A 24,561-nucleotide genomic window follows, 5' to 3' on the forward strand; every position below is an offset into this window, starting at 1 on the left:
CCGCCTAGTCCGTCATCATGAATATGGTGATGATGACGGTCAGCGCCGCCAGCACCAGCACGGTCAGGTGCTTGCGGTCATGGGCCGTCAGGCCGGTTTCGCCGCGTTTCGGGTGTTTCCTGCTCATCCGACCTTCCTTTGCCAGCACCGCTTTGCCCGCGCCGGTCAGCCGGGCGCGATCTCCTTTTGGGCATAGACGGTGGCGTCCCCCGCCGTCAAGGCGCCGCTCAGCCGGTCGAAGCGCAGCAGGGCCAGCCCGACGCCCCCGGCCACGAAGCGCAGCGTGCCCGCCGCCTTGCCGTCCGCATTGTGGATATCCGTGCCGGGTTCCGCGCTGCCTTCCAGCCTGACGGGCATCAGGGTCTTTTTCAGTTCGGTGCGGTATTTCATCCGGGCGGTGAGTTCCTGACCCACATAACATCCCTTGTGAAAGTCCACCCCGTTCAGCCGTTCCGCCCCGGTTTCCAGCCAGAAATCTTTTTCCACGGCCATGTCGCGACTGCCATCCGGCACGCCGAGCCGCACCCTTGTTTCGTCCAGTTGTTCAAGCGGCAGGCCGGGGGCGTCCGGCGCGCTTCCCGCTGGCAGAAGCGCGCGGTGGCCAAGGGCGTGGTGGCGCGGGTCGGGGCTGGCAATGGCAGCATCGGGCAGGGCATTGGCGGGCAGATTTCCGCCCGTGTCCAGTACCTGCCAGACGGTCAGGGAATCCAGCGGTGTCACGCTCACATCCGCCCGCAGTTTGTACATGGTCAGGCGTTTCACCAGGGCGTCCATCCGGTCCCGCTCCACATCCAGCAGCAGGCGATCGGCGTCGGCGAAGATCAGCATGTCGTGAAGCAGCTTGCCCTGCGGGGTCAGCATGGCCGCATAAACCGCCTGACCCGGCGCCGCCCTGGTCACGTCATTGGTCACCAGCCCTTGCAGGAAGGAAACACGTTCGCTGCCGCCAAGGGCGATCACGCCGCGATGGTCCAGCCTTGTGGCGCCGGTCATAGGGTCGTCCGTTACAGGGTGTGTTGGGGCGGCGTCCGGGTCGGTCATGGTGCACTCTCCGAAATATGCGTGCTGGCCCTGCGCGCGGGCATGGACCAGCATGTAAGCTGCGGTGCCGCTGCTTCAAGGGGCCGTCTTGCCTTGCCAGCAGGGTGGGGGGAGGCTACATCTTGGCATCCCGGAGCGCCATCTTTCATCCATCCGCCGGCATCCCCCCGCATCAGGGGCGCCGGACCCGAACAGGGAGAGTTTTCATGACCCAGAACCCATCGGATCAACGGTTCGATCTTGTGGTGGCGGGTGGCACGCTTGTCACCCATGCGGGCCGGGTGGCGGCGGATGTGGGTGTGGTGGATGGCCGGATCGCCGCCATCGGCACGCTGGACCGGAGCAAGGCGGATCAGGTGATCGCGGCGGACAGGCTGTGGGTTCTGCCCGGCGTGATCGACACGCAGGTGCATTTCCGCGAACCGGGCGCCACCCACAAGGAAGACCTTGAAAGCGGCTCCCGCGCGGCGGTTCTGGGCGGTGTCACGGCGCTGTTTGAGATGCCGAACACCAAGCCGCTGACCGTGGACGCACCCGCCATAGACGACAAGCTCACACGGGCCAGGGGGCGTATGTGGTGCGATCACGCCTTCTATCTGGGCGCCACTGGCGACAATGCCGAGGCGCTGGCGGAATTGGAAATGCTGCCGGGCGTGTGCGGCGTGAAGATTTTCATGGGCGCCAGCACCGGCGATCTGCTGGTGCCGGATGACGACACCCTGCTCAGGGTTCTGCGCTCCGGGCGGCGCCGGGTGGCGGTTCATGCCGAGGACGAACCCCGCATGATCGAGCGTGAACCCCTGCGCCAAGAAGGTGGCGTGGCCGCCCATGCCGTCTGGCGGGACGAGGTGACCGCCATTCGCGCCACCGAGCGCCTGCTGAAGGCGGCACGCGCGGCGGGGCGGCGGGTGCATGTGCTGCATGTGACCACGGCGGAGGAAATGGCGCTTCTGGCCCGCAACAAGGATATTGCCAGTGTGGAGACCACGCCGCAGCATCTCAGCTTTTTTGCGCCCGACTGTTATGAGCGACTCGGCTCCCGCGTGCAGATGAATCCGCCGGTCAGGGACAAGCGCCATCAGCCGGGGCTGTGGGAAGCGGTGGCGAACGGCGTGGTGGATGTGATCGGCTCGGACCATGCGCCCCACACCCTGGCGGAAAAGGCGGCGCCCTACCCGGAAAGCCCCAGCGGTATGCCCGGCGTGCAGACCCTGTTGCCGGTGTTGCTGACCCATATGAATGCGGGCCGCCTGACCCCGGAGCGGCTGGTGGACCTGACCAGCGCGGGCGCCAACCGGCTGTTCAATCTCAGGGACAAGGGGCGGCTGGCCGTCGGGATGCACGCGGATATCACGCTGGTGGACCCCGATCATGAATGGACCATTACCGATGACTGGAGCGCCAGCAAATGCGGCTGGACCCCGTTTGACGGCTTCAAGGCCACCGGCAAGCCCGTCGGCACCATCATTCGCGGTCAACAGGTCATGCGGGATGGGGACTTGCTGGGCCGTGCGAGCGGCGTACCGATCCGCTTTCAGGAAACCCTGCTGCCGGAGGCGGGCTGAATGCCATATGCCATGACGGGTGGGGGCTTTCCGGCGCGGGTTCCCGCCCGTGCCGTCATCCGGGCGTAACATGCCGCTTGCAGGCTGTGGGCTTCATGATGACTGAGCAGATACAGGCCCTTCCAGGGCTTTTCGGCTGGGGTGTGCTGATTGGCTATGTGCTGTCGGTCCCCGTGGGGCCGGTCAATATTCTGGTGTTGCAGCGCAGTCTGAACGATCATGCGATGCGGGGCTTCCTGATCGGGATGGGCGCGGCTTTGGGGGATGGCATCTATGCGGTGCTTGCCGCCTTCGGGCTGGGTGCCGCCAAGCGCTTCGTGCTGGACCATCAAATAACCGTCACGCTGATCGCAGCGCTGCTTCTTTTCGGATTTGCCGTGCGGATCTGGCGCGCGCGCCCGAACCCGGCTCCGCCGCCCGGCCCGGTACGGGGAGTCAAACGATCGATGCTGGCGGCCTTTTTTCTGACCATGGGCAATCCGGGCGTGTTCGTGGGCTTTCTGACCGCTTATGGCGTGGCGGGGGTCGTCGTGCTGCCATTTCAAGCGCAAGGAGCGGCCGCGCTCGGCGGCGCGCTGGGACTCGGCGTGTTTTTTGGGGCAGCGGCCTGGTGGGCCAGCCTTGCCTGGCTGGGCTACCGTATGAAAAACCACATGACAGGCCGGATTTTGGGCCGTTTCAACCGGATTTCCGCAGCTTTGATCGGTGTTTTTGCCTTTTTTGCAATGGTGAGCCTTGCGTTTTGAAGCCATGAGCGGCACGCTCACGGGCGATCGCGGCAAAGATGGCGGGAACTCAAGCACTTGTTTCCGAGACCGACTTGATCCGGCGCGGCCGCATGTTTATAGTTTCTGCACGCGGCGGTCGACTGGTCAATCAAGGGGCCCTGTCCGTCTCAGAATATAACGCTTTGGGGGACCCCCCCGTCATGGAGGGAGCAAACATGACGTTTAATCATTTGGGCACCAAAATCACGAAACAGGTTTTCACCGTATCGGCCGCCGCCTTGCTGGTGGCCGCGTGCAGTTCTTCCCCTGACCGGGAAGACGTTTCCACCGATTCTGGGGCGGCGCCCTCTCAGACGGAAACGGAAAGCACCACGCCGGCACCGGATCAGGTGGATACCCCGGAAATGACCCAGGAAGAGCTGGATCGGGAAAAATGGGGCGGCCCCAGCCAGGAAGGGCTGAGCACCTATGTGGGTGATCGGGTTTTCTTCGACTTCGACAGCTCGGAGCTGGACCAGAAGGATCGGGACGTTCTGGAAAAGCAGGCCGAGTGGCTGATGCATTACACCGATATGGATGTCACCATCGAAGGCCACTGTGATGAGCGCGGCACCCGTGAATACAACCTCGCCCTTGGAGAGCGGCGGGCCAATGCCGTGAAGGAATATCTGATGGCGCTTGGTGTGCCCGCGTCTCGGCTGGACACGATCAGCTATGGCAAGGAACGCCCCGCGGTTGTGGGCACCGGCCCTGAGGTGTGGAGCCAGAATCGCCGCGGCGTGCTGCGTGTGGAATAAGGGCGATGTGCCGCGATTGCGGCACCGCTGAGGACAAGGCCCCGCCGCCGGATTTTCCGGTGCGGGGCTTCTTGCTGTAAGGCCCTGATCGGCGATGCGATCAGGCCCCGGAAGGACGGAGACGAGTTATGGCGGATGCAGGGCGAAAACAGGCAGGGGGCATGTGGAACAGGGGCTGGTGCCGGGCGGGGGCGCGTCGCTCGGTGCCGCTGGCGGTGCGCGCCCTGCTTGTGGCCGCGCTGATCGCGGCGGCCCCCATTCTTGCCACGGGGCCGGGCAGCGCCCCCGCCGCCGCCCAGGATGTGTCGGAAAAGATCGACCGGCTGGAACGGCAGTTGCGGGCCGTGCAGCGCCGGGTCTTTTCAGATGGCGACATGGCCAAACAGAGCGCGCAAGAGTCGGAAGGCGCCGCATCGACCGAGGGTATCACCGACAGTCGCCGCCTGATGGCGGATCTGTCCGTCAAGGTGTCGGCACTGGAATCAAAACTGCGGGGCCTTACCGGTCGGCTGGAAACAGTGGAACATCGCCAGAAGCAGATTCTGGAACGGCTCGATCGCCTGACCAGGGAAGTGCGCATTCGCTTTGACGAGATAAAGGCCGGTGACGGCACGGCGCCCGGTGAGTCCGATCAGGGCAGCGGTTCAGCATCCGCCCCTGAAGCCGAAACGACGGATGCGGCGGACGCGGATGACGAGGCCGGGACGGAAATCCCGGATGATGCCGAAGAAACCGTGGCGCCGGTCAAGCTGCCTGATGGCGATGTGGAGGCGCAGTACAGCTACGCCTTCGATTTTGTCCGCCGCAATGAGCTGGACAAGGGCGTAGAGGCATTGGGCCAGTTCATAGAGGCGCACGGCAGCCACACCCTTGGCGGCAATGCCAAATACTGGCTGGGCCGGGTGCATATGCGGCGGCGGGAACCGGCGCAGGCCGCCCGCCAGCTTCTGTCCGTGATCGAGGATCACACGGATCATGACAAGCACCCGGATGCCCTTGTGGAACTGGCGGCGGCGCTGGTGGCGCTGGACAGCCCGGAAGATGCCTGTAATGCGCTGATCGAGTTCCGTGACCATGAGGACAGCGCCTCGCCCCGACTTGGAAATCGGGCCGAACGGTTGCGGAAAGAGGCGGGCTGCGATGGCTGACGAGGCCCGTCGCCGCGCATCATGAACCCCGCCGATCTGGCCCGGCGGCTGACGGCTCTCGGCCTGCCCCACGGCGCGGACGTGGCGCTGGCGGTCTCCGGCGGGCCGGACAGCCTGGCCCTGATGCATCTGGCGGCGGCGCTTCAGGGCGGTGCGCTTGGCACTGTTACGGTGCTGACCGTGGATCACGGCCTGCGCTGCTCGGCGGCGTCCGAGGCCGCTTTTGTGGCCGGACAGGCCGCCGCGCTGGGGCTGGCCCATCATACCCTGAAGGGGGCCACGGCGCCCGGCAATGTGCAGCAGGAAGCGCGTCGCCTGCGCTATGACCGGATGGCGGCATGGTGTTGTGCGGCGGGGGTGGGGCACCTTCTTACGGCCCATCATCGGGATGATCAGGCGGAAACCCTGCTGCTGCGGCTGGCGCGGGGAAGCGGCGTGGATGGTTTGGCGGGCATGGCGCCCGCGCGCCCGCTCTGGGGCGGTGCGGTCTGGCTGTTGCGCCCGCTTCTGGATGTGCCACGCTCATCCCTTGCAGCGGTGGTGCGCGCGGCGGGCGTGCAGCCTGTGGCGGACCCATCCAATGAGAACCCGCAATTTGCCCGTACCCATGCCCGGCGCCTGCTGGCGGACCCGGTGGTCCCCGGCATGGAGGCAGCGCGGCTGGCGGAAACGGCGGCGCGCCTCAGGGGTGCGCACAACAGCCTGTTATGGCACAGCCTGTCCTGGCTGGACGGGGCGTGGCAGCCCGATGGCGTCGGAGCCGGCGTGCTGGACCCGGCCAGACTGAGCCTTGCCCCGTATGAGACCGTGGCTCGCGGCCTTGGCCTGTTATTGCGCTGGCTCGGCGGGCGGGAGCATCCGCCCCGGCGCCACAAGCTGGACCGCCTGATCGAAGCGCTGAACCGGGCGGACTTTACCGGCGCGACGCTGGCAGGGGTGCGCCTGCTGCCCATCAATGCCGGGCAGGGCGGATGCCTGATGGTGCGCGAAGCGGCCACCATGCCGGTGCTTGACCTGCCGCGCGGCTTGACCTGCCTTTTCTATGACCGCCGCTACCGGCTGGACTGGCCGGGCGGCGCGGGATTTCGGCTCGCCCCGCTGGGGGAGACCGGGCGCCTCGCGCTGCGGGACGCGCTGGATGACGGGCGGGCCGGGGCAGCGCCGGACCTGCCACCCGCCCCCGTTACCGCCGCGCAGCCGGGGCTGTGGTTTGAGAACACGCTTGTCGGGGCGCCAACACTGGATTATGTGGGGAACCAAGTACCCGACGGGACCGTGCTGCATCCCGTTTCATGGGCGAATGTGCGAAAAAACGCCTCGGCGGGGCTGACAATGGACGCTGCTCCCTTGTAGGCCGCGCCGGGGGACTTATCTCTTGGTGCATGGCGCGGGCGCTTTTTTGGCCCCGCGTGAACAGAAAAACCGGGCCAGGGGCCTTGCTCCGCCCGCCGCCCGACCCGATCGGTTCGTGTGTGGCAGCCCTTCGGGGTCAAGACGAAAGGCGAATGACGTGAACAGTTTCATGCGGAATGCGCTGATTTGGGGCCTGATCGTGCTCCTGCTGCTGGCGCTTTTCAATCTCTTCCAGGGCTCCTCCACCTCCGCGCCGGAAGTGGCGTACAGCCAGTTCGTGGAAGCGGTCGAAGACAAGCGCGTGGCCAGCGTGACGATCAAGGGTCAGCAGATCACCGGCGAATATACCAGCGGTGGCAAGTTCGCCACGGTCATGCCCTATGACAACAAGCTGGTAGAGCGGCTGATGTCCAATGATGTCACCACCAATGTGGAAAAGGAAGACAATGGCATGTTCATGGGCATGTTGTTTTCCTGGTTGCCCTTCCTGCTGATCATCGGCATCTGGATTTTCTTCATGCGCCAGATGCAGGGCAAGGGCGGCGGTGGCGGCGGCGCCATGGGCTTTGGCAAGTCCCGTGCCCGGATGCTGACCGAAAAGCAGACCCGCGTGACCTTCAAGGACGTGGCGGGCGTTGAGGAAGCCAAGGAAGACCTTGAGGAAATCGTGGACTTCCTGCGCGATCCGCAGCGTTTCCAGCGCCTTGGCGGCAAGATACCCAAGGGCGCGCTGCTGGTGGGCCCGCCCGGCACCGGTAAAACCCTGCTGGCCCGCGCCATTGCGGGGGAGGCGAACGTGCCCTTCTTCACCATTTCCGGGTCGGATTTCGTGGAGATGTTCGTGGGCGTGGGCGCCAGCCGTGTGCGCGACATGTTCGAACAGGCCAAGAAAAACGCGCCCTGCATCATCTTCATCGATGAGCTGGACGCTGTGGGCCGCCATCGCGGCGCCGGTCTTGGCGGCGGCAATGACGAGCGTGAGCAGACGCTTAACCAGCTTCTGGTGGAGATGGACGGCTTCGAGGCCAATGAAGGCATCATCATCCTGGCCGCCACCAACCGCCCGGACGTGCTGGACCCCGCCTTGCTGCGGCCCGGTCGTTTCGATCGTCAGGTGGTGGTGCCCAACCCGGACATTCAGGGCCGGGAGCGTATCCTGACCGTCCATATGGAAAAGGTGCCCACCGCGCCCGATGTGGAAGTGAATGTGATCGCGCGCGGCACGCCGGGCTTTTCCGGTGCGGATCTGGCCAATCTTGTGAATGAGGCGGCCTTGCTGGCGGCGCGGCGCAAGAAAAAGATCGTGTCCATGCAGGATTTCGAGGACGCCAAGGACAAGGTGATGATGGGCGCCGAGCGCCGGTCCATGGTGATGACCGAGGACGAGAAGAAGCTCACCGCCTTCCATGAAGGCGGCCACGCGCTGGTATCCGTTTTCTGCAAGGAGGCGGACCCCATTCACAAGGCCACCATCATTCCGCGGGGCCGGGCGCTCGGCATGGTGATGCGGCTGCCGGAACGGGATGAATATTCCCAGAGCCGCCTGAAGATGCACGACAATCTGGCCATCGCCATGGGTGGCCGCGCCGCAGAGGAACTGGTCTTTGGCTATGACAAGGTAACGTCCGGCGCCGCCAGCGACATTCAGTATGCCACCAAGCTGGCCCGCGCCATGGTGACCAAATGGGGCCTGTCCGACAAGCTCGGCCCGCTGCTCTATGAAGAGAACGAGGAAGAGGTGTTCCTCGGCCATAGCGTGGCCAAGCAGCAGAATGTGTCGGACGAGACCGCCCGCGTCATCGATGCCGAAGTGAAGCGCTTCGTGGACGAGGCGCACAAGCGAGCGCTCGATCTGCTCAAGGAGCACCGGGACGGTCTGGACCGATTGGCGGAGGCCCTGCTGGAATACGAGACCCTGGACGGCAAGGATATCGACACCCTGATCGCCGGTGGCACGCTGGATCGGGAAAGCCCGACGGCCAGGGCGGAAAGAAAGAAGAAATCGGGGCCGCGCCCCACCAGTGCCGTGCCCAGCGCCGGGCTGGACGAGGATTCCGGTGACTCCGACGAAGACACCGGCGCTTCCGACCAGAAGGGCGGGGAGGACTCCGACCCGTCGGATGGCAAGTCCTGAGTGTCATGACGCAGGAAGGCGAACACCGAAAGGCCCTGTCCCCGCAAGGGGGCGGGGCTTCTTGCTGGCCGGTCTCGGCCCTGCCGCCGCGCCTGTTGCCGGTGGGGCTGACGCAGGGCGGTACCTGCGGCGTGCCGCTGGGCCAGACCGGGCGCCGCTTTCTGGGCGTTCGGGTGTTGGCCCGCGAGCCCGGCGCGCCGCGCTTTCTGGATGAAACGGTCTTGGGTGCGGGTCGGGCGGTCCTGCTGGCGGCGCTGATGGCGCGTGTTCCATCCCGCCATCATGACAGTCTGCCCGCGCAGCTCGATGCGCTGGCCGCGCCGCGCCCGGCCTGGACCCTGCCGGGCGGGCGCCATCTGGATTTTACCAGCCCGCGCATCATGGGGGTGTTGAACGTGACCCCCGACAGCTTTTCCGATGGCGGCGACCATATGGACCCGGCGGCCGCCGTGCGCCATGCCCATGCGCTGCTGGCAGCGGGGGCGCACATTATCGATGTGGGGGGCGAGTCCACTCGGCCCGGCGCCGAGCCGGTGTCGCCGGAGGTTGAACAGGCACGCATCCTGCCGGTGATACGGGAACTGGCGGCGGCGGGCATCACGGTGAGCGTGGACACCCGCCATGCCGCCACCATGACGGCGGCTGTGGCCGAAGGTGCCGCCATCATCAATGACGTGTCCGCGCTGGGCCACGACCCGGACAGCCCGGCGGCGGCGGCCCGCGCGGGCGTGCCGGTGATCCTGATGCACAGCCGGGGCACGCCACGGACCATGCAGGACAATCCGGTCTATGAGGATGTGGTGCTGGATGTGGCGGACTGGCTGGCACAGCGGCTCGCCGTGGCGGAAGCGGCGGGCATCGGACGCGATCGGCTGGCGATTGATCCGGGGATCGGCTTCGGCAAACGGGTGGTGGCGGACAATATGGCTTTGATCGATGCCTTGCCGCTGTTCCAGACCATCGGCCTGCCGGTCATGCTGGGGGCCAGCCGCAAGCGTTTCATCGGCGCCATCACACAGGAAGACGAGGCCCGGCGCCGGGTGGCCGGTTCCGTTGCTGTGGCGCTTGAAGGGGTGCGGGCCGGGGTGCAGATCGTGCGGGTGCATGATGTGGCTGAGACACGGGCGGCGCTGGCCATGGCACAGGCGGCGCTGGACACGGCCCTTGTGGCCGACCCGCCCGCGCCGAAGGGCTGATGGCGGGTACGGCGCGCACGGCGTGTGTGTGAAGTGCCCTTTGCGTGCAGCCTTTTATGTTTCCCGGCTTGATAAACGCCGGGCGCGGTTTTATCACTCTTGATGCGGGGTTGGCCCGCCTTGGCGGGTATCTGATCAAGCAGGCAGGTCTTTTCATGGAACGGCAGTATTTCGGCACGGATGGTGTGCGCGGTCGGGTCAATCAGGGCTATATGACCCCCGATATGGCGCTTCGTCTCGGTCTTGCGGCGGGGCGCCTGTTTCGCCGGGGGGATCATGTTCACCGGGTGGTGATCGGCAAGGATACCCGGCGCTCCGGCTATATGTTCGAACCGGCGCTTACCGCCGGGTTCGTCGGCGCGGGGATTGACGTGATCATGGTCGGCCCGATGCCGACCCCGGCCATCGCCATGCTGGTCAAGTCCTTGCGCGCCGATCTGGGCGTGATGCTGTCCGCCAGCCACAATCCCCACTATGACAACGGCCTGAAATTCTTCGGCCCGGACGGCTTCAAGCTGACCGACGATCAGGAGCTGGAGATCGAGCGCCTGGTGGACGACCGCACCCAGAGCCTGCTGGCCGCGCCGGAACGCATTGGCCGCGCCACCCGGCTGGAGGATGCGCGCGGGCGCTATGTGGAATTTGCCAAGGCCACCGTGCCGGGCGGCGTGACCTTCGACGGCATCAAGGTGGTGCTGGACTGTGCCAATGGCGCGGCCTATCGGGTGGCGCCCACCGTGCTGTGGGAACTGGGGGCCGACGTGGTGCCCATGAATGTGGAGCCGGACGGCTTCAACATCAATCGGGACTGTGGTTCCACCGCGCCCGATGCCATGTGCCGGAAAGTGGTGGAAACAGGCGCGGACCTTGGCGTGGCGCTGGACGGTGACGCGGATCGCCTGATCCTGTGCGACGAAACCGGCCATATCGTGGACGGCGATCAGATCATGGCGCTGGTGGCGCGCACCTGGGCCAAGCGCGGCCTGCTCAAGGGGGGTGGGCTGGTCACCACGGTCATGTCCAATCTGGGCCTTGAGCGCCTGTTGCAGGCTGACGGCCTGAGCCTGGAGCGTACCCGTGTGGGGGATCGCTATGTGGTGGCCCGAATGCGCCAGAGCGGTTTCAATGTGGGCGGGGAGCAGTCGGGCCATATCGTGCTGGGGGATTATACCACCACCGGGGACGGCCTGATCGCCGCCTTGCAGGTGATGACGGAAATCCGCCGCCGGAATGCCCCGGCATCCCAGGTGTGCGATCAGTTCGAAAAGGTTCCGCAGGTGCTGGTGAATGCCCGCTATGAGGGCGCGGACCCGCTGCACAGCGCGCCGGTGAAAAAGGCCATCTCGGCGGCGGAAGGGCGGCTGAATGGCTGTGGTCGGCTGGTGATCCGTAAATCGGGGACGGAACCCGTGATCCGCGTCATGGCGGAAGGCGACGACGAGGCGCTCATCACCACCATCACCCGTGATATTGCCCAACAGATCGAAGACGCGCGATGACCGCTGCCGAAAGCCGTTTCGAAACCGCCCGAACGGGCCGCCCGCAGGGCCGCGTGCTGATCATTGCCGGGTCCGATTCCGGCGGCGGCGCGGGCATTCAGGCCGACATCAAGACAGTCACCGCGCTGGGTGAGTTCGCCATGACCGCGCTGACCGCCGTGACCGTGCAGGATACGCTGGGCGTGCACGGCGTACAGCCAATGGACCCGCATATCATTCGCGGCCAGATCACGAGCGCGCTGGCCGATCTGGGCGCCGACGTGGTGAAAACCGGTATGCTGGGGGATGCCGACACCATTGAGACCGTGGCACAGGCGCTGGCAAAAGCGGATTTTCAGGGTATGCTGGTGGTGGACCCGGTAATGGTGGCCACCAGCGGCGCCCGCCTTCTGGACAGTGATGCCGCGGAAGTGCTGATCCGGCGCCTGGTGGCGCGGGCCGATCTGGTAACCCCGAACATGCCGGAAGCGGCGGTTCTGACCGGGCGGACGGTGGCCAGTCGCGAGGATATGGAAGCTGCCGGGCGGGACATTGTGAAGATGGGCGCTGGCGCTGTTCTGATGAAGGGCGGCCACGGCGACGCCGACACGGTGGTGGACCTGCTGGTCACGGCGGACGGGGTGGCCGAGCATGTCAGCCCCCGGCAGACGAGCACCAGCACCCATGGCACGGGCTGCACGCTGGCTTCCGCCGTGGCGGCGCGGCTGTCCGCCGGGGTGCCGCTGGATCGGGCTTGGCGGGATGGTATTGCCTATGTGCAGGCCGCCATGGCCGCCGCGCCGGGATTTGGCGCAGGCCACGGGCCTCTGGGCCATGGCCGTGTGCGCCTTGCGGATGACTGGCCGCACGGGTCGGGGCAGGGTGGCCCGGCAGTTTCGGTTTCATCGGGAGGATGATCGCGTGGATCTTTTCTATCGGGTAAAGGGGGACGGGCCTCCGGTGCTGTTGTTGCACGGCCTGTTCGGATCGGCGGACAATCTGGGCGCGCTGGCCCGGTCACTGGAGGATGATCACCGGGTGGTGGCGGTGGATTTGCGCAATCACGGGCGCAGCCCCCACAGCGACAGCATGACCTATGCGGACATGGCGGCGGACGTACTGGCCGTGATGGACCGGGAGGGCATAGACACGGCGGATGTTTTCGGCCACTCCATGGGGGGTAAGGTGGCCATGCAGATGGCGCTTTCCAAAGGGGACAGGGTGCGCCACCTGATCGTGGGCGATATCGCCCCGGTGGCCTATGGCCGCCATCATGACAGGATTCTGGAGGGCCTTAAGGCGGTGGACGCGGCCCGGCCCAACAGCCGGGGCAAGGCGCAGAAAATGCTCGCCGCCTATGAAAAGGAACCCGCGATCCAGTCCTTTCTGGTGACCAACTGGCGCCGGGACACTGACAGCGGCGCGTGGGGCTGGCGCATTAATCTGGATGGCATTATCGACAATTACGAACATATCATGGATGCGGTGGACGGCGATTCTTTCAATGGCCCGGTGCTGTTCATCAAGGGGTCGGAGTCCGATTATCTGACCAATGGCCACCGCAAGCGGATCATGAAGCTGTTTCCCAAGGCCACGCTACGCACGGTGGAGGGGGCCGGGCACTGGTTCCATGCGGAAAAGCCCGCCCTGACCGCTCGCCTTGTTCGGCGCTTTCTGGATCATGAAAGCCAGAACGCCGATCAGCCGGGCGAGGAGGTGCAATGACGGCCTTTTTGCGCGGGTCGGTATTATTGGCCGTCAGTCTTGCCGCCCTGCTGGGTGCACGGGCGCCCGTTCAGGCGAACAAGGACGGCGCGGCAGCGCTGGTGGCGCCCTTTTCCAGGGCGTTCCGCGCGGAGATCCGCGAGGCGGGCGTGCCGGGGGCGGCCTATGCCATCGTGGCGGGGGGCGAGGTGCTGGATATCGGCGCCACCGGCACCCGATCATTGAAATCGGGCGGCGCGGTGGGGCCGGATACGGTGTTTCCGCTGGCCAGCGTCTCAAAAACCTTTGCCGGCACGCTGGCGGGGCGGATGGTGGCCAGTGGCACGCTTGACCTGGATGACCGGCTGGCAGCCCATGTGCCCCGTTTCCAGTTGCTTCGCAAGCAGGATACGGACGCGCTGCGGCTGGAGCATGTGCTGTCCCACGGCACCGGGCTGGTGCCCAATGCCTATGACAATCTGCTGGAGGCGGGCAGGCCCGTGACCGAGATTGTCCAGCGGTTTCGCGGGCTGAAGCCCATGTGCCAGCCGGGAAGCTGCTATGGCTATCAGAATGTGATGTTCTCCCTGTTCGCCCCCGTGGTGGAACGGCTGACGGATCAGGACTATGCGGATGCGGTGCGCGACCAGTTGCTGCAACCGCTCGGCATGAAGCATTCATCGGTGGGGGCGGCGGGCTTTCAGGCGGCGCAGGACCGCGCCATGCCCCATGCCAAATGGCGCGGCGGCTGGCATCAGATCCGCCCTTCCACGGAATATTACAAGGTGGCACCAGCGGCGGGGGTCAATGCCTCGGTGCGTGATATGGCGCGCTGGCTCAAGGCGCATATGGGCGCCCGGCGCGACGTGGTCAGCGATGCGGTGCGCCGGATCATCACCACACCGCGCATTCAGACCCGGCGGGAGCTGTACCGCCGTTTGTGGCGGGAGCATCTGACCGATGCGTATTACGGGCTTGGCTGGCGGCTCTATCATTTCGAAGGGGACCTGGTGGTGCACCATGGCGGCGGCTTTGACGGCTATCGCACCGCCATCAGCTATCTGCCGGACTTTGACGTGGGGCTGGTCATCCTGATGAACGGCAATGCCCGCGCCATCGATCGCCTGACCATTGATTTCCTGGCCAGTGCCCGCGCGCGGCTCAGCCCCTTGCGGGGGACAATGACGGCGGGCACAGAGCCGGAGGATGACGGCATGGCGTTACAGACGGATCGCGCCCCCGCCGCGCCGGAACCGCGCCACCGGGTGCATCCGCGCGGCCTGCTGGACGGGGAGGGGCAGCGCCCCTAGATGCGTCGTCCGCAGGCGAGCGGGGCGCGGCACCCGCAGGCGCGCACCCGGATCAACGCCGCCTTTGCGGCAGGCCCGCGCCGCTGCCACGGGGCAGGGTGGCGCCGGGGCGTTGCGGTTTTTTCTGCTTGTTGCCGCGCTGTTCCTCGCCCTTCACATAGCGGATCGCTTCTTCCTTGGAGATGCGGCAGTTACCGTCTTCGTCCATGCTGGCGAAACGGCTGTGCGGCAGGGCCATGAACTCGTCCAGTGACAGGCTGCCGCTATTGTCCTGGTCCGCCTTGGAAAAGCTGTGGAACATGAAAGCCTTGTCGTAAAAGCTCACGCGGCCATACTCGTCTGTCCCAAGCAACTGGTCCTCGTTCCGGTCCAGCCGGTCGAACAGGGTGGTCCGCTTCAGCTCCATATCCGCGCAGGTGATCTTCAGGTCGCCGTTCTGATCCCAGTTGGCCACCACCTGATCGTAGATCGACTCGTGGCGTTCGGCAAAGGCGGGGTTGGTCTCCTCACCGCCGCCGCAGGCCGCAAGCATCAGGGCGCAGCCGCCAAGGGCCGCTTTTGGCAAAGGCATGGGGTGTCTCCTGCTCAAAGGGGCCGTGTCGCTATCCCCGTGCCTCGCAAACCGGGGCGGGTCTTGTCAAAACAAAAGGCCCGGCTGCGCTTTTTCATTGACAGACGAGGCCCGATCTATAGCGTCCGCCGCGGGTATCCCGCCCCACCGCGGGACGGTCGTCTGAAAGGGCGGCTCATGAAAACCGGGCCACGCCTCCCCAACGAGGTGCGCCTATCTGGAAGGATAGCCACATGACCAAACCTGCTGTTCGGCCTGCGCGGCCGGAATTTTCGTCCGGCCCCTGTGCCAAACGTCCCGGCTGGACCGTGGACGCCCTGAGCGACGCCCCCGTGGGGCGCTCCCACCGCGGCAAACCCGGCAAAACCAAGCTGAAGCGCGCGATCGACGAGACGCGCCGCCTGCTTGATGTGCCGGAAGATTATCATATCGGCATTGTTCCCGGCTCCGACACCGGCGCGTTCGAGATGGCCATGTGGTCGCTTCTTGGCCCGCGCGGCGTGGATGTGCTGGCCTGGGAAAGCTTCGGCAAGGGCTGGGTCACCGATGTGGCCAGGCAGCTCAAGCTGGATGATGCGCGCATCATGGAAGCCGATTATGGCCATCTGCCCGATCTGGGCGCGGTGGATTTCGACCGCGATGTGATCTTCACCTGGAATGGCACCACGTCTGGCGTGAAAGTGCCGGACGGAGACTGGATCGCCGATGACCGTGCCGGGCTGACCCTGTGCGACGCCACGTCCGCCGTGTTCGCCATGGACCTGCCCTGGTCCAAGCTGGATGTGACCACCTATAGCTGGCAGAAGGTGCTGGGCGGGGAAGCCGCTCACGGCGTGATCATCCTGTCGCCGCGGGCGGTGGCGCGGCTGGAAAGCCACACGCCGAGCTGGCCCATGCCCAAGCTGTTCCGCCTGACCAAGGGCGGCAAGCTGAACACCGGCATTTTCGAGGGCGCCACCATCAATACGCCGTCCATGCTGTGCGTGGAGGATTATCTGGATGCCTTGCAATGGGCCGACGGCGTTGGCGGGCTGGATGGCCTGATCCGCAGGGCGGAGGCCAATTACCGCGTGCTCGCGGACTGGGTGGCCGAAACCGACTGGGTGGATTTCCTGGCCGAGGCGCCGGAAACCCGGTCCACCACGTCCGTCTGCTTCAGGATCAGCGATCCGTGGCTGGACAGCCTGGATGAACAGGCCCGCGCCGGCGTGCCGAAGAAGATCGCGGCACTGCTGGAAGACGAGGGCGTGGCCTTTGACATCAATGGTTATCGTGATGCCCCGCCGGGCCTGCGCATCTGGGCTGGCGGCACGGTGGAGACAGCCGATCTGAAGGCGCTCACGCCGTGGCTCGATTGGGCCTTTGAGACCGTCAAGGCGGGCTGAGAGCGTGCGCCCCTTGCTGGCCGGGGGTGCCCCGGTCGGCCCTGTTATACATAATTTCCCAAATTGCCCGGCGCCGCAGCCGATCGGCGCGCGCCGTGCCCGAAACAGAAAGATTGATCATGCCCAAGGTACTGATTTCCGACAAGATGAGCCCGCTGGCCGAGGAAACCTTCAAGAAGAACGGCTTGGAGGTGGACTACAAGCCCGGCCTGGACAAGGATGAACTGTTGAAGATCATCGGCGATTATGACGGCCTCGCCATTCGCTCCGCCACCAAGGTGACGGACAAGCTGCTGGCCGCCGCCACCAATCTGAAGGTGGTGGGTCGCGCCGGGATCGGTGTGGACAATGTGGATATTCCCGCCGCCACCAATGCGGGCGTGGTGGTGATGAACACGCCCTTTGGCAATTCCATCACCACGGCGGAGCACGCCATTGCCATGATGATGGCGCTGGCCCGTCAGATTCCGCAGGCCAATGAAAGCACCCATCTGGGCAAGTGGGAAAAGTCCCGCTTCATGGGCGTGGAACTGACCGGCAAGACGCTGGGCCTGATCGGGGCGGGCAATATCGGCGCCATCGTGGCGGATCGCGCGCAGGGGCTGAAGATGAAGGTGGCGGCCTATGATCCTTTCCTGTCGCCGGAACGGGCGGCGGACCTTGGCGTGCGCAAGGTGGATCTGGATACGCTTCTGGCGGATGCGGACTTCATCACCCTGCACACGCCCTTGACGGACCAGACGCGGCATATCATCGATGCCGATGCCTTCGCCAAAATGAAGGATGGCGTGCGCATCATCAATTGCGCCCGTGGCGGGCTGATCGTGGAAAGCGATCTGAAGGATGCGCTGGACAGCGGCAAGGTGGCTGGCGCCGCCCTTGATGTTTTCGAGGAAGAGCCCGCAAAGGAAAATGCGCTGTTCGGCCATGAAAATCTGATCTGCACACCACACCTTGGCGCCTCCACCACGGAGGCACAGGTGAACGTGGCCCAGCAGGTGGCCGACCAGATGAGCGAATATCTGATCAGCGGCGGCGTGACCAATGCGCTGAACATGCCGTCCATCAGCGCCGAGGATGCGCCCAAGCTGCGCCCCTATATGGAACTGGCCAGCGAACTGGGCAGCTTTGCCGGGCAATTGACCGAAACCGGGTTGAAGGGCATCACCATCGAATATGAAGGCCATGTGGCCGAACTGAACACCAAGCCACTGACTGCGCTGGTGGTGCAGGGCGTGCTGAAGCCCCTGATGGAAAGCGTCAATATGGTCAATGCGCCGGTGATCGCCAAGGAACGCGACATCGACGTAACGGAAGTCCGGCATGACCGGGAAGGCGATTACCACACCCTGATCCGCCTCAGCGTGCAGACGGAAAAGCAGACGCGCACCGTTTCCGGCACGCTGTTCGCCAATCAGCGCCCGCGCCTTGTGGAGGTGAACGGGGTCTATCTGGAAGCCCAGCTTACCGATCACATGCTGTATATCATCAATGATGACAAGCCGGGCTTTATCGGCGCGCTGGGCTCCCTGCTTGGGCATAACGGGCTGAACGTGGCCACATTTGCCCTGGGGCGGCGGGACAATAGCGGCGAGGCCGTGGCGCTGGTGTCCGTGGACCAGCCGATCAAGGATATTGTGCTTGACCAGGTCTCGGCCCTCGCGCATGTACGCCAGGTGAAACGGGTCTCGTTCTAGGGCGTGGCCCGACCATCGAACCGTCATGGGGGATAACAGCGCATGTCCAGGTCCGATACGGCAAAATCCGGTGATGGCGCCCTTGCCGGGCAGGCAGGTAGCAGCCAGACGGCAGCGGGGCGGCTCGATGCGGGCGGCCTGAATGCCTATGCCCGGCAGGCGCTGCTGCCGGACGGCTTCCGCGATCTGCTGCCCCCGGATGCGGAGTGGGAGGCCGATACGGTGGCCGCGCTGATGACCGCGTTCCATGGCTATGGCTATGACCGGGTGGCCCCGCCGCTGGTGGAATATGAAGACAGCCTGTTGCACGGCCCCGGTGCCAAGCATGGCCAGCGCATGTTCCGCCTGATGGACCCGGATACCCAGAAGGTGATGGCCGTTCGCGCCGATATCACCACCCAGATGTCCCGGCTGGCCGCCACCCGGCTGGCCGGGGCGCCGAGGCCCTTGCGCCTTGCCTATGCCGGTAATGTGCTGCGCACCAAGGGCAGCCAGTTGCGTCCCACCCGCCAGTTCGTGCAGGTTGGTGCGGAACTGGTGGGTCATGACGGCATCGAGGCGGAGATGGAGGTGATCGCGCTGGCGGTTGCCGCCTTGGGCCGGGTGGGGCTGGAAGGGATCAGCGTGGATCTGACGCTGGCCCCCCTTGGCGATGTTCTTCTGGACGCCTTCGAACTGGACGGTCTGATCGCCGCCCAGGTTCGTGAAGCGCTGGCGGCCAAGGACATGGGCGCCATCGAGACATTGGAAGACCCGGCGGCGAGGGGCGTGTTCAGTGGTCTGATCCGTGCCGCCGGCCCGGCGGAGCGCTGCCTGTCCCAGCTTCATGCGCTGGACCTGCCCAGTGCGGCGCAGGGGCTGGTGCGGGAGTTGAGCGATCTGGTGGCGGCGCTGGTGACCCGCCTGGGCGACGATGTGCCGCTGACCGTGGACCCGTGCGAAACCCACGGCTTCGAGTACAAGACCGGCATCGGCTTTGCCCTGTTTGCCCGTCAGGCGCGCGGAGAGATCGGTCGCGGCGGGCGGTACGGTGTTCTTCATGCGGACGGCCACAGGGAAGGTGCCGCGGGGTTTTCCGTTTATCTGGACGTGCTGATGGAGGCGCTGCCCGACAGCGCGCCGGCCGCGCGGCTTTTCATTCCATATGAGGCGGGTACCGCCGCCGCCGACGCCGCCCGCGCCGAGGGGTGGCGCGTTCTTGCCGGGCTCAGCCCGGTGACGGACGCGGCGGCGGAAGCGCGGCGGCTGGGCTGCGATCACTGGCTGACGCCGGACGGGATCAGCCCGGTAACCCCTTGAGGCATATCATTGGGGGATTTTCTCCCCGCGCTTTCTGGCGAACAAAGGATTGAACAATGGCGAACGTGGTTGTCGTGGGCTCCCAGTGGGGCGACGAAGGCAAGGGCAAGATCGTGGACTGGCTGTCCAGTCGCGCCGATGTGGTGGTGCGCTTTCAGGGCGGCCACAATGCGGGCCACACCCTGGTGGTGGACGGCGAGGTCTATAAGCTGTCGCTGCTGCCGTCGGGCATTGTGCGCGGTGGCAAGGTCAGCGTGATCGGCAATGGCGTGGTGGTGGACCCCTGGGCGCTGGTGGCGGAGATGGACCAACTCGCCGGGCAGGGCGTGGAGATCACCCCCGAAAGCCTGCAACTGGCCGCCAATGCCACGCTCATCATGCCCTATCACAAGGAACTGGATGCGCTGCGCGAAGACGCGACCACGGGCGTGAAGATCGGCACCACCCGTCGCGGTATCGGCCCCGCCTATGAGGACAAGGTGGGGCGCCGGGCCATTCGCGCCTGCGACCTGACGGACCCGGCGGTGGTGGCCCGTCGGCTGGAAGTGGCGCTGACCCACCACAATGCGCTGCGGCGCGGCCTTGGCGCGCCCGAAGTGGACGGCGATGTCATCCTGCGGGATGTGACAGCCGTGGCCGAGCGGATCGCGCCTTTTGTCACCCAGGTATGGCAAACGCTGGACAGCGCCGCGCGGGATGGCCGTCGCATTCTGTTCGAAGGCGCCCAGGGCACTTTGCTGGACGTGGATCACGGCACCTATCCTTTTGTCACGTCGTCCAACACCATCGCCGGGCAGGCGGCGGGCGGGTCCGGCATCGGGCCCGGCGCGCTGAACTATGTGCTGGGGATCACCAAGGCATACACCACGCGGGTCGGTGCCGGGCCTTTCCCCACGGAGCAGGACAACGAGATCGGCCAGACCCTGGGGGAGCGTGGCCGGGAGTTCGGCACGGTTACGGGCCGGTCCCGCCGCTGTGGCTGGTTCGACGCGGTTCTGGTCCGTCAGAGTCTGACTGTTGGTGGGGTGACCGGGATCGCCCTCACCAAGCTGGACGTGCTGGACGGGTTGGATGAGGTGAAAGTCTGCGTCGGCTATGAACTGCGCGGGGAGCGGCTGGACGTTCTGCCCTATGGCATGGAGGATCAGGCCGCCGTCACCCCCATTTATGAAACATTGCAGGGCTGGTCGGAAAGCACCTATGGCGCCAGAAGCTGGGCCGATCTGCCGGCGACCGCCATCAAATATATCCGCCGGATCGAGGAACTGATCGGTGCCCCGGTGGCCATGCTGTCCACCAGCCCGGAGCGGGAAGATACCATTCTGGTGCAGGACCCCTTCGTTTCCTGACCAAAAATGCGGACATTTGCGCTGTTTCGGGCCGCCTCCCGCCGGGGGTGGCCCGAATTTTGTTTAGACTCTCGTAACGTCGCCGTATTAAACTGGCAAAGAAAGATTTCCAGAATCTTTCTTTATTCTGACGATCTGGGTGCGCCCCGGCGTCTGACCGGGCCTCGCTTTTCGGGCGGAATGCGCATGAGCCCTTTTGGGCTGGTTGTTCTTTGTGTTGATTGAGTAATCGGGAGAGGCGTGGTGTGAGCGACGAGAGCGCCCCGGCACCAAAAGGTCAGAGTGCCTTTGGTAAGCGATTTGAGGTGGATACGAGCAAACCTTTGCCCGCATTCGATACGCCGGGCGGGCGCGCCTATGCTGTGACCGATGCGGAAAACCGCGAGCGTGCGCTATATGCGCTGGTGCACAACCCCCGCATCGCCATGCGGAACGATCTGTTCAAGCCGCTGAGTGATCGGCCCGTGGCGGGGCTGGTGTGTCCGCAGGCGCGCGGGCTGGTCAATCTGAACCTGGACAAGGGTATACAGCGCCTGGTCACTGTATTCGAGCGTCCCATGGGCGGCGCGTTGATGGATCAGGACGGCAAGCCGCATCCGCGCATGAACGGGGCCTTTCTGCGCAAGACGGTGGTGCCATCGGTTCTCAAGGCCATTGCCTCCCTGCACAAGCGCAAGATTTATCACCGCTCCATCCATCCGCAGCGCATCTTCCTGCAAAGCGACGACAGCGACGATGTGGTACTGGGCGAATGCTACAGCGCGGCGCCCGGTTATCGCCATCCGATCGCGCTGGAAGCGCTGGAACTGGCTTTCGCGGACGAGGAAGCGCGCGGCGAAGGCACGATGGAGAGCGACTTCTACCAGTTCGGTGCGGCGCTGAAATGCCTCTATGCCGGGCAACCCTTGTGGCAGGGGCGGCAGAAGCAGAATGTGCTGATGTCGCGGGTCAATCAGGGTTCTTTCTATTCGCTGGGAAGCGGACGGGACGTGCCCGGCGCCATGGGCAATCTGATCAAGGGGCTGATGGCCGACGAGCCGGAGGAACGCTGGCGCGCGGAAGACGTGCTGGACTGGTTCGAGGGCCTGTCCACCAGCCGCAAGGCCAGCCTGACCAACTGGTCCATGAACCGGCCAACCAATTTCCGGGACACATCCTTTGTTGATCGCCGCCTGCTGGCCGATGCCTTTGGACAGGACCCGAAGCGCGCGGCCAAGTTCCTGCGCACCATCGGGTTTTCGAGCTGGGTTCAGACCACCATGCGGGATGAAATCCTGACCGAGCGCATGGAAGGCTCGCTTTCCGTTCAGCCCGCCGATGGCGTGACCGAAGTGCAGGGCAGGGCGGAGGACTATCGCATGGTGGCGCGGGTCTGCATGTTCCTGCACCCCGGCGGCCCGATCCGCTACAAGGGGGTGTCGATCTATCTGGATGCGCTGCCCACGGCGCTCAATGCCGCCTTTGCCAATAATGACCGGGATCGGGTTTCCATTATAGGGGAAATCATGGACAGCCGTTTCCTGTCCACCATGATGGAAGTGATCCGGGGCCGTGACAGCCGGTTTTCCACCCAGGCCACTCAGTTGCGCCGTGTGGAAGCCTGGGTGAAAAACCAGGAACTGGGCCGGGGTATGGAGCGGGTGATGTACGAACTGTCTCCCATGCTGCCCTGCATGAGCGGCAAGCTGGAAAATGTGTGGGTGGCCAGCCTGAAACAGATGATGCGTGCCTTCGACCGCATGGCGGAACGGGGTGCGGGTAAAAATCTGCTTCTGGATCGGCATATCGCCGCTTTCATGGCGGCCCATGGGGACGGTCTGGACCGGGAATTCAACAAGATTGCCGCTGCGAAAAACGACCCGTCCCGCTTCTCCATCCAGGCCACGCAGTTTCTGGGGGATATGCAATCCAGGCTCGGCATCGAGGAACTGCCCAATCTGACCGAGAAAATGGTGGAAGGTCTTGGGCCGTTCGTTCGCAATCTGAAAAACAAGCAGCGGCGGGAGGAAGTCTCTCAGGCGCTGGAAAAGGTGAAGTCGGAGGGCAATATCGCCCGTCTCACCTCCGCGCTCAATCTCAGCAAGATTCAGGCGGAAGACACGCGGGAATTCAGCAGCATTCAGCATTCCGTCTGGAAGATGGAGCAGGAAAAAACCAAGCTGTCCCAGCCGAGCAAGCCGGATGATCCCGATGCCCTGGAAAAGGGATATCGCTATAGTCGCACCGCAGCGTTTCTCATTCTCGTGGCCACGGGCGTGTTCGTGTTTCTTTAGGGTGCCTGAAGGGCATGGAGAGAACTGATGGCAAGAAAAACCCAGACGAGCGCAGGTCGGAAGCCGCCCCGGAATGACAAGCCGGCCCCCGCCAAGGCACAGCAGACGCCGCCCATGAGAAAGCGGCGCCGCCGTTCCGGTGATATGGGCGGATTTATCCCCCTGCTGCTATTGCTGGTAATCACGGTGTCCGTGTTTGAATGGACCATCGGGGCGCTGTCCGTGATCGCGTTGTTGCCCACCGTGGTGCTGGGGTTTACCATCACGGGGAGGCTGGCGGAATACCGCTTGCAAACGGTGGGGTTTTGCAATCTGGCAGGTGTCTTGCCCTATGCCGGCCAGCTTCTTGACGACTCAAGCCGGTTCAACGAGATTGTGGTCAACCCGGTGAGTTGGGCCATCATGTTCGGTGCCAGCGGCATAGGATATCTGCTGCTGTATATGGGCCCGTTGGTGGCCAGTATGCTGATACAGGCCTTTGCCCAGGACCGCCTGCGCCAGATTAACCAGGAGCGCAAGCGCGCCGTGGAGGAATGGGGCCCCGATGTACTGGAATATCGGCCCAAGCCGGGCCTGAAAGACGCCGGGTAACGCACGGTTTCTGAAAGAGTGCGCCTGACCGGCAGAGGGTCAGGCGTCTTCCGTTGTTTTCATGGCCTTCTGGATCTTTTCGAAGGCGCGAACCTCGATCTGGCGCACCCGCTCCCGCGAGATATTATATATCTTGGACAGGTCCTCAAGCGTGGTGGGATCGTCCTTCAGGCGCCGTTCGGTCAGGATGTGGCGCTCACGCTCGTTCAGGGTTTCCATGGCCTTGGCCAGCAGTTCCCGGCGATGGGTCAGTTCTTCCTTTTCCGCCACGGTTTCGTCCTGGGTGGGGTTTTCGTCCACCAGCCAGTCCATCCATTCGCCTTCCGACTCCTCCCGCAGGGGGGCGTTCAGGGAATGGTCGTGGGCGGCAAGGCGCCGGTTCATGTTGATAACGTCGGTCTCGCTCACATCAAGCTGATCGGCGATCTCGTTCACATGGTCCGGCGTCAGATCCCCGTCCTCGATCGCTTCGATCTGGCCCTTGACCCGGCGCAGATTGAAGAACAGCTTTTTCTGCGCGGCGGTGGTCCCGATCTTCACCAGGGACCAGCTTCGCAGGATATATTCCTGAATGGCCGCCCGAATCCACCACATGGCATAGGTGGCCAGCCGAAACCCCTTTTCCGGGTCGAACCGGCGCACCGCCTGCATCATGCCCACATTGCCTTCCGCGATCAGGTCGGCCACGGGCAGGCCGTAGCCGCGATAGCCCATGGCGATCTTGGCAACCAGGCGGAGGTGGCTCGTGACCAGCTTGTGGGCGGCTTTCCGGTCATTATGGTCCGCCCATGCCTTGGCCAGCATATATTCCTCGTCCGCTTCCAGCATGGGGAACTTGCGAATTTCCTGAAGATACTGGGTCAGGCTGCCTTCGGGGCTGAGTGTCGGCAGATTGCTGGACCGCTGGGTCATGGCGTTTCTCCGCTGATCGGCTGCGCGATG

At 64.7% G+C, this 24,561-nt stretch carries 21 protein-coding genes; 17 read left to right on the plus strand and 4 right to left on the minus strand.

Going from position 1 to position 24,561, the window contains the following annotated elements; translation table 11 throughout:
* Positions 1-4: 4 nt before the first annotated feature.
* Together WGH93_RS04705 and ygfZ are read right to left on the minus strand one after the other, a co-directional pair.
* Complete coding sequence (locus WGH93_RS04705) at positions 5-127, minus strand: hypothetical protein (RefSeq protein WP_374763703.1); 123 nt, start codon at positions 125-127, stop codon at positions 5-7.
* Between the two features lie 38 nt (positions 128-165).
* Positions 166-1,041 carry a CAF17-like 4Fe-4S cluster assembly/insertion protein YgfZ gene (ygfZ, locus tag WGH93_RS04710; RefSeq protein WP_374763704.1) on the minus strand — a complete coding sequence of 292 codons (876 nt, stop codon included), beginning with the start codon at positions 1,039-1,041 and terminating at the stop codon, positions 166-168.
* A gap of 206 nt (positions 1,042-1,247) precedes the next feature.
* On the opposite strand from ygfZ, the gene WGH93_RS04715 reads away from it, so the two are divergent.
* The 11 genes from WGH93_RS04715 to WGH93_RS04765 all read left to right on the plus strand — a co-directional run bounded on the left by WGH93_RS04715 (position 1,248) and on the right by WGH93_RS04765 (position 14,454).
* Positions 1,248-2,606: a dihydroorotase gene (locus tag WGH93_RS04715; RefSeq protein ID WP_374763705.1), complete on the plus strand. Its 1,359-nt coding sequence runs from the start codon at positions 1,248-1,250 to the stop codon at positions 2,604-2,606.
* A 95-nt stretch (positions 2,607-2,701) separates the two neighbouring features.
* The gene (locus WGH93_RS04720) at positions 2,702-3,352 is read left to right on the plus strand and encodes a LysE family transporter (protein WP_374763706.1); all 651 of its coding nucleotides are present in this window, start codon (positions 2,702-2,704) and stop codon (positions 3,350-3,352) included.
* 197 nt (positions 3,353-3,549) lie between these two features.
* A complete protein-coding gene (pal, locus tag WGH93_RS04725; protein ID WP_374763707.1) occupies positions 3,550-4,131 on the plus strand; it encodes a peptidoglycan-associated lipoprotein Pal in 582 nt (193 codons plus the stop codon).
* 128 nt (positions 4,132-4,259) lie between these two features.
* A complete protein-coding gene (locus WGH93_RS04730) occupies positions 4,260-5,279 on the plus strand; it encodes a hypothetical protein (RefSeq protein ID WP_374763708.1) in 1,020 nt (339 codons plus the stop codon).
* Between the two features lie 21 nt (positions 5,280-5,300).
* Positions 5,301-6,632, plus strand: coding sequence for a tRNA lysidine(34) synthetase TilS (tilS, locus tag WGH93_RS04735; RefSeq protein WP_374763709.1), 1,332 nt, complete (start codon positions 5,301-5,303; stop codon positions 6,630-6,632).
* 157 nt (positions 6,633-6,789) lie between these two features.
* Complete coding sequence (gene ftsH, locus WGH93_RS04740; protein WP_374763710.1) at positions 6,790-8,766, plus strand: ATP-dependent zinc metalloprotease FtsH; 1,977 nt, start codon at positions 6,790-6,792, stop codon at positions 8,764-8,766.
* A gap of 5 nt (positions 8,767-8,771) precedes the next feature.
* Positions 8,772-9,962, plus strand: coding sequence for a dihydropteroate synthase (gene folP, locus WGH93_RS04745; protein ID WP_374763711.1), 1,191 nt, complete (start codon positions 8,772-8,774; stop codon positions 9,960-9,962).
* 155 nt (positions 9,963-10,117) lie between these two features.
* The gene (glmM, locus tag WGH93_RS04750; RefSeq protein WP_374763712.1) at positions 10,118-11,461 is read left to right on the plus strand and encodes a phosphoglucosamine mutase; all 1,344 of its coding nucleotides are present in this window, start codon (positions 10,118-10,120) and stop codon (positions 11,459-11,461) included.
* On the plus strand, positions 11,458-12,357 hold the full coding sequence (gene thiD / locus WGH93_RS04755) for a bifunctional hydroxymethylpyrimidine kinase/phosphomethylpyrimidine kinase (protein WP_374763713.1): 900 nt from the start codon (positions 11,458-11,460) through the stop codon (positions 12,355-12,357). The genes glmM and thiD overlap by 4 nt, the downstream gene beginning before the upstream one ends.
* 4 nt (positions 12,358-12,361) lie before the next feature.
* Positions 12,362-13,165, plus strand: a complete 804-nt coding sequence (locus WGH93_RS04760) for an alpha/beta fold hydrolase (protein ID WP_374763714.1) — start codon at positions 12,362-12,364, stop codon at positions 13,163-13,165.
* Positions 13,162-14,454 (plus strand): serine hydrolase domain-containing protein, encoded by a 1,293-nt coding sequence (locus tag WGH93_RS04765; protein WP_374763715.1) that lies wholly within the window; start codon positions 13,162-13,164, stop codon positions 14,452-14,454. The genes WGH93_RS04760 and WGH93_RS04765 overlap by 4 nt, the downstream gene beginning before the upstream one ends.
* A 52-nt stretch (positions 14,455-14,506) precedes the next feature.
* Here the strand turns inward: WGH93_RS04765 and WGH93_RS04770 are convergent, their stop codons facing one another.
* On the minus strand, positions 14,507-15,025 hold the full coding sequence (locus tag WGH93_RS04770) for an EF-hand domain-containing protein (protein WP_374763716.1): 519 nt from the start codon (positions 15,023-15,025) through the stop codon (positions 14,507-14,509).
* Positions 15,026-15,258: 233 nt separating this feature from the next.
* Here WGH93_RS04770 and WGH93_RS04775 point away from each other — a divergent pair, with 233 nt between their 5' ends.
* From WGH93_RS04775 to WGH93_RS04800, 6 genes are all read left to right on the plus strand, one after another.
* Positions 15,259-16,410: a phosphoserine transaminase gene (locus WGH93_RS04775; RefSeq protein ID WP_374763717.1), complete on the plus strand. Its 1,152-nt coding sequence runs from the start codon at positions 15,259-15,261 to the stop codon at positions 16,408-16,410.
* 119 nt (positions 16,411-16,529) lie between these two features.
* Positions 16,530-18,107, plus strand: coding sequence for a phosphoglycerate dehydrogenase (serA, locus tag WGH93_RS04780; RefSeq protein WP_374763718.1), 1,578 nt, complete (start codon positions 16,530-16,532; stop codon positions 18,105-18,107).
* A 42-nt stretch (positions 18,108-18,149) separates the two neighbouring features.
* Positions 18,150-19,406 (plus strand): ATP phosphoribosyltransferase regulatory subunit, encoded by a 1,257-nt coding sequence (locus tag WGH93_RS04785; protein WP_374763719.1) that lies wholly within the window; start codon positions 18,150-18,152, stop codon positions 19,404-19,406.
* Positions 19,407-19,462: 56 nt separating this feature from the next.
* The gene (locus tag WGH93_RS04790) at positions 19,463-20,755 is read left to right on the plus strand and encodes an adenylosuccinate synthase (protein WP_374763720.1); all 1,293 of its coding nucleotides are present in this window, start codon (positions 19,463-19,465) and stop codon (positions 20,753-20,755) included.
* Positions 20,756-21,000: 245 nt separating this feature from the next.
* The gene (locus tag WGH93_RS04795; RefSeq protein ID WP_374763721.1) at positions 21,001-23,028 is read left to right on the plus strand and encodes a protein kinase family protein; all 2,028 of its coding nucleotides are present in this window, start codon (positions 21,001-21,003) and stop codon (positions 23,026-23,028) included.
* A gap of 114 nt (positions 23,029-23,142) precedes the next feature.
* Complete coding sequence (locus tag WGH93_RS04800) at positions 23,143-23,619, plus strand: hypothetical protein (protein ID WP_374763722.1); 477 nt, start codon at positions 23,143-23,145, stop codon at positions 23,617-23,619.
* Positions 23,620-23,658: 39 nt separating this feature from the next.
* Here WGH93_RS04800 and rpoH read toward each other — a convergent pair whose 3' ends face one another.
* Positions 23,659-24,531, minus strand: a complete 873-nt coding sequence (gene rpoH, locus WGH93_RS04805) for an RNA polymerase sigma factor RpoH (protein WP_374763723.1) — start codon at positions 24,529-24,531, stop codon at positions 23,659-23,661.
* Positions 24,532-24,561 lie beyond the last annotated feature (30 nt).

Origin of the sequence: Yunchengibacter salinarum (assembly GCF_037658235.1) — a bacterium.
GTDB classification, from domain to species: domain Bacteria; phylum Pseudomonadota; class Alphaproteobacteria; order Sphingomonadales; family Kordiimonadaceae; genus Yunchengibacter; species Yunchengibacter salinarum.

What these genes read in the sequence shown, in the direction of transcription:
- WGH93_RS04705 (WP_374763703.1), bottom strand. Translation starts at nt 127, where the DNA reads ATGAGCAGGAAACACCCGAAACGCGGCGAAACCGGCCTGACGGCCCAT.
- ygfZ (WP_374763704.1), bottom strand. Translation starts at nt 1,041, where the DNA reads ATGACCGACCCGGACGCCGCCCCAACACACCCTGTAACGGACGACCCT.
- WGH93_RS04715 (WP_374763705.1), top strand. Translation starts at nt 1,248, where the DNA reads ATGACCCAGAACCCATCGGATCAACGGTTCGATCTTGTGGTGGCGGGT.
- WGH93_RS04720 (WP_374763706.1), top strand. Translation starts at nt 2,702, where the DNA reads ATGATGACTGAGCAGATACAGGCCCTTCCAGGGCTTTTCGGCTGGGGT.
- pal (WP_374763707.1), top strand. Translation starts at nt 3,550, where the DNA reads ATGACGTTTAATCATTTGGGCACCAAAATCACGAAACAGGTTTTCACC.
- WGH93_RS04730 (WP_374763708.1), top strand. Translation starts at nt 4,260, where the DNA reads ATGGCGGATGCAGGGCGAAAACAGGCAGGGGGCATGTGGAACAGGGGC.
- tilS (WP_374763709.1), top strand. Translation starts at nt 5,301, where the DNA reads ATGAACCCCGCCGATCTGGCCCGGCGGCTGACGGCTCTCGGCCTGCCC.
- folP (WP_374763711.1), top strand. Translation starts at nt 8,772, where the DNA reads ATGACGCAGGAAGGCGAACACCGAAAGGCCCTGTCCCCGCAAGGGGGC.
- glmM (WP_374763712.1), top strand. Translation starts at nt 10,118, where the DNA reads ATGGAACGGCAGTATTTCGGCACGGATGGTGTGCGCGGTCGGGTCAAT.
- thiD (WP_374763713.1), top strand. Translation starts at nt 11,458, where the DNA reads ATGACCGCTGCCGAAAGCCGTTTCGAAACCGCCCGAACGGGCCGCCCG.
- WGH93_RS04765 (WP_374763715.1), top strand. Translation starts at nt 13,162, where the DNA reads ATGACGGCCTTTTTGCGCGGGTCGGTATTATTGGCCGTCAGTCTTGCC.
- WGH93_RS04770 (WP_374763716.1), bottom strand. Translation starts at nt 15,025, where the DNA reads ATGCCTTTGCCAAAAGCGGCCCTTGGCGGCTGCGCCCTGATGCTTGCG.
- WGH93_RS04775 (WP_374763717.1), top strand. Translation starts at nt 15,259, where the DNA reads ATGACCAAACCTGCTGTTCGGCCTGCGCGGCCGGAATTTTCGTCCGGC.
- serA (WP_374763718.1), top strand. Translation starts at nt 16,530, where the DNA reads ATGCCCAAGGTACTGATTTCCGACAAGATGAGCCCGCTGGCCGAGGAA.
- WGH93_RS04785 (WP_374763719.1), top strand. Translation starts at nt 18,150, where the DNA reads ATGTCCAGGTCCGATACGGCAAAATCCGGTGATGGCGCCCTTGCCGGG.
- WGH93_RS04790 (WP_374763720.1), top strand. Translation starts at nt 19,463, where the DNA reads ATGGCGAACGTGGTTGTCGTGGGCTCCCAGTGGGGCGACGAAGGCAAG.
- WGH93_RS04800 (WP_374763722.1), top strand. Translation starts at nt 23,143, where the DNA reads ATGAGAAAGCGGCGCCGCCGTTCCGGTGATATGGGCGGATTTATCCCC.
- rpoH (WP_374763723.1), bottom strand. Translation starts at nt 24,531, where the DNA reads ATGACCCAGCGGTCCAGCAATCTGCCGACACTCAGCCCCGAAGGCAGC.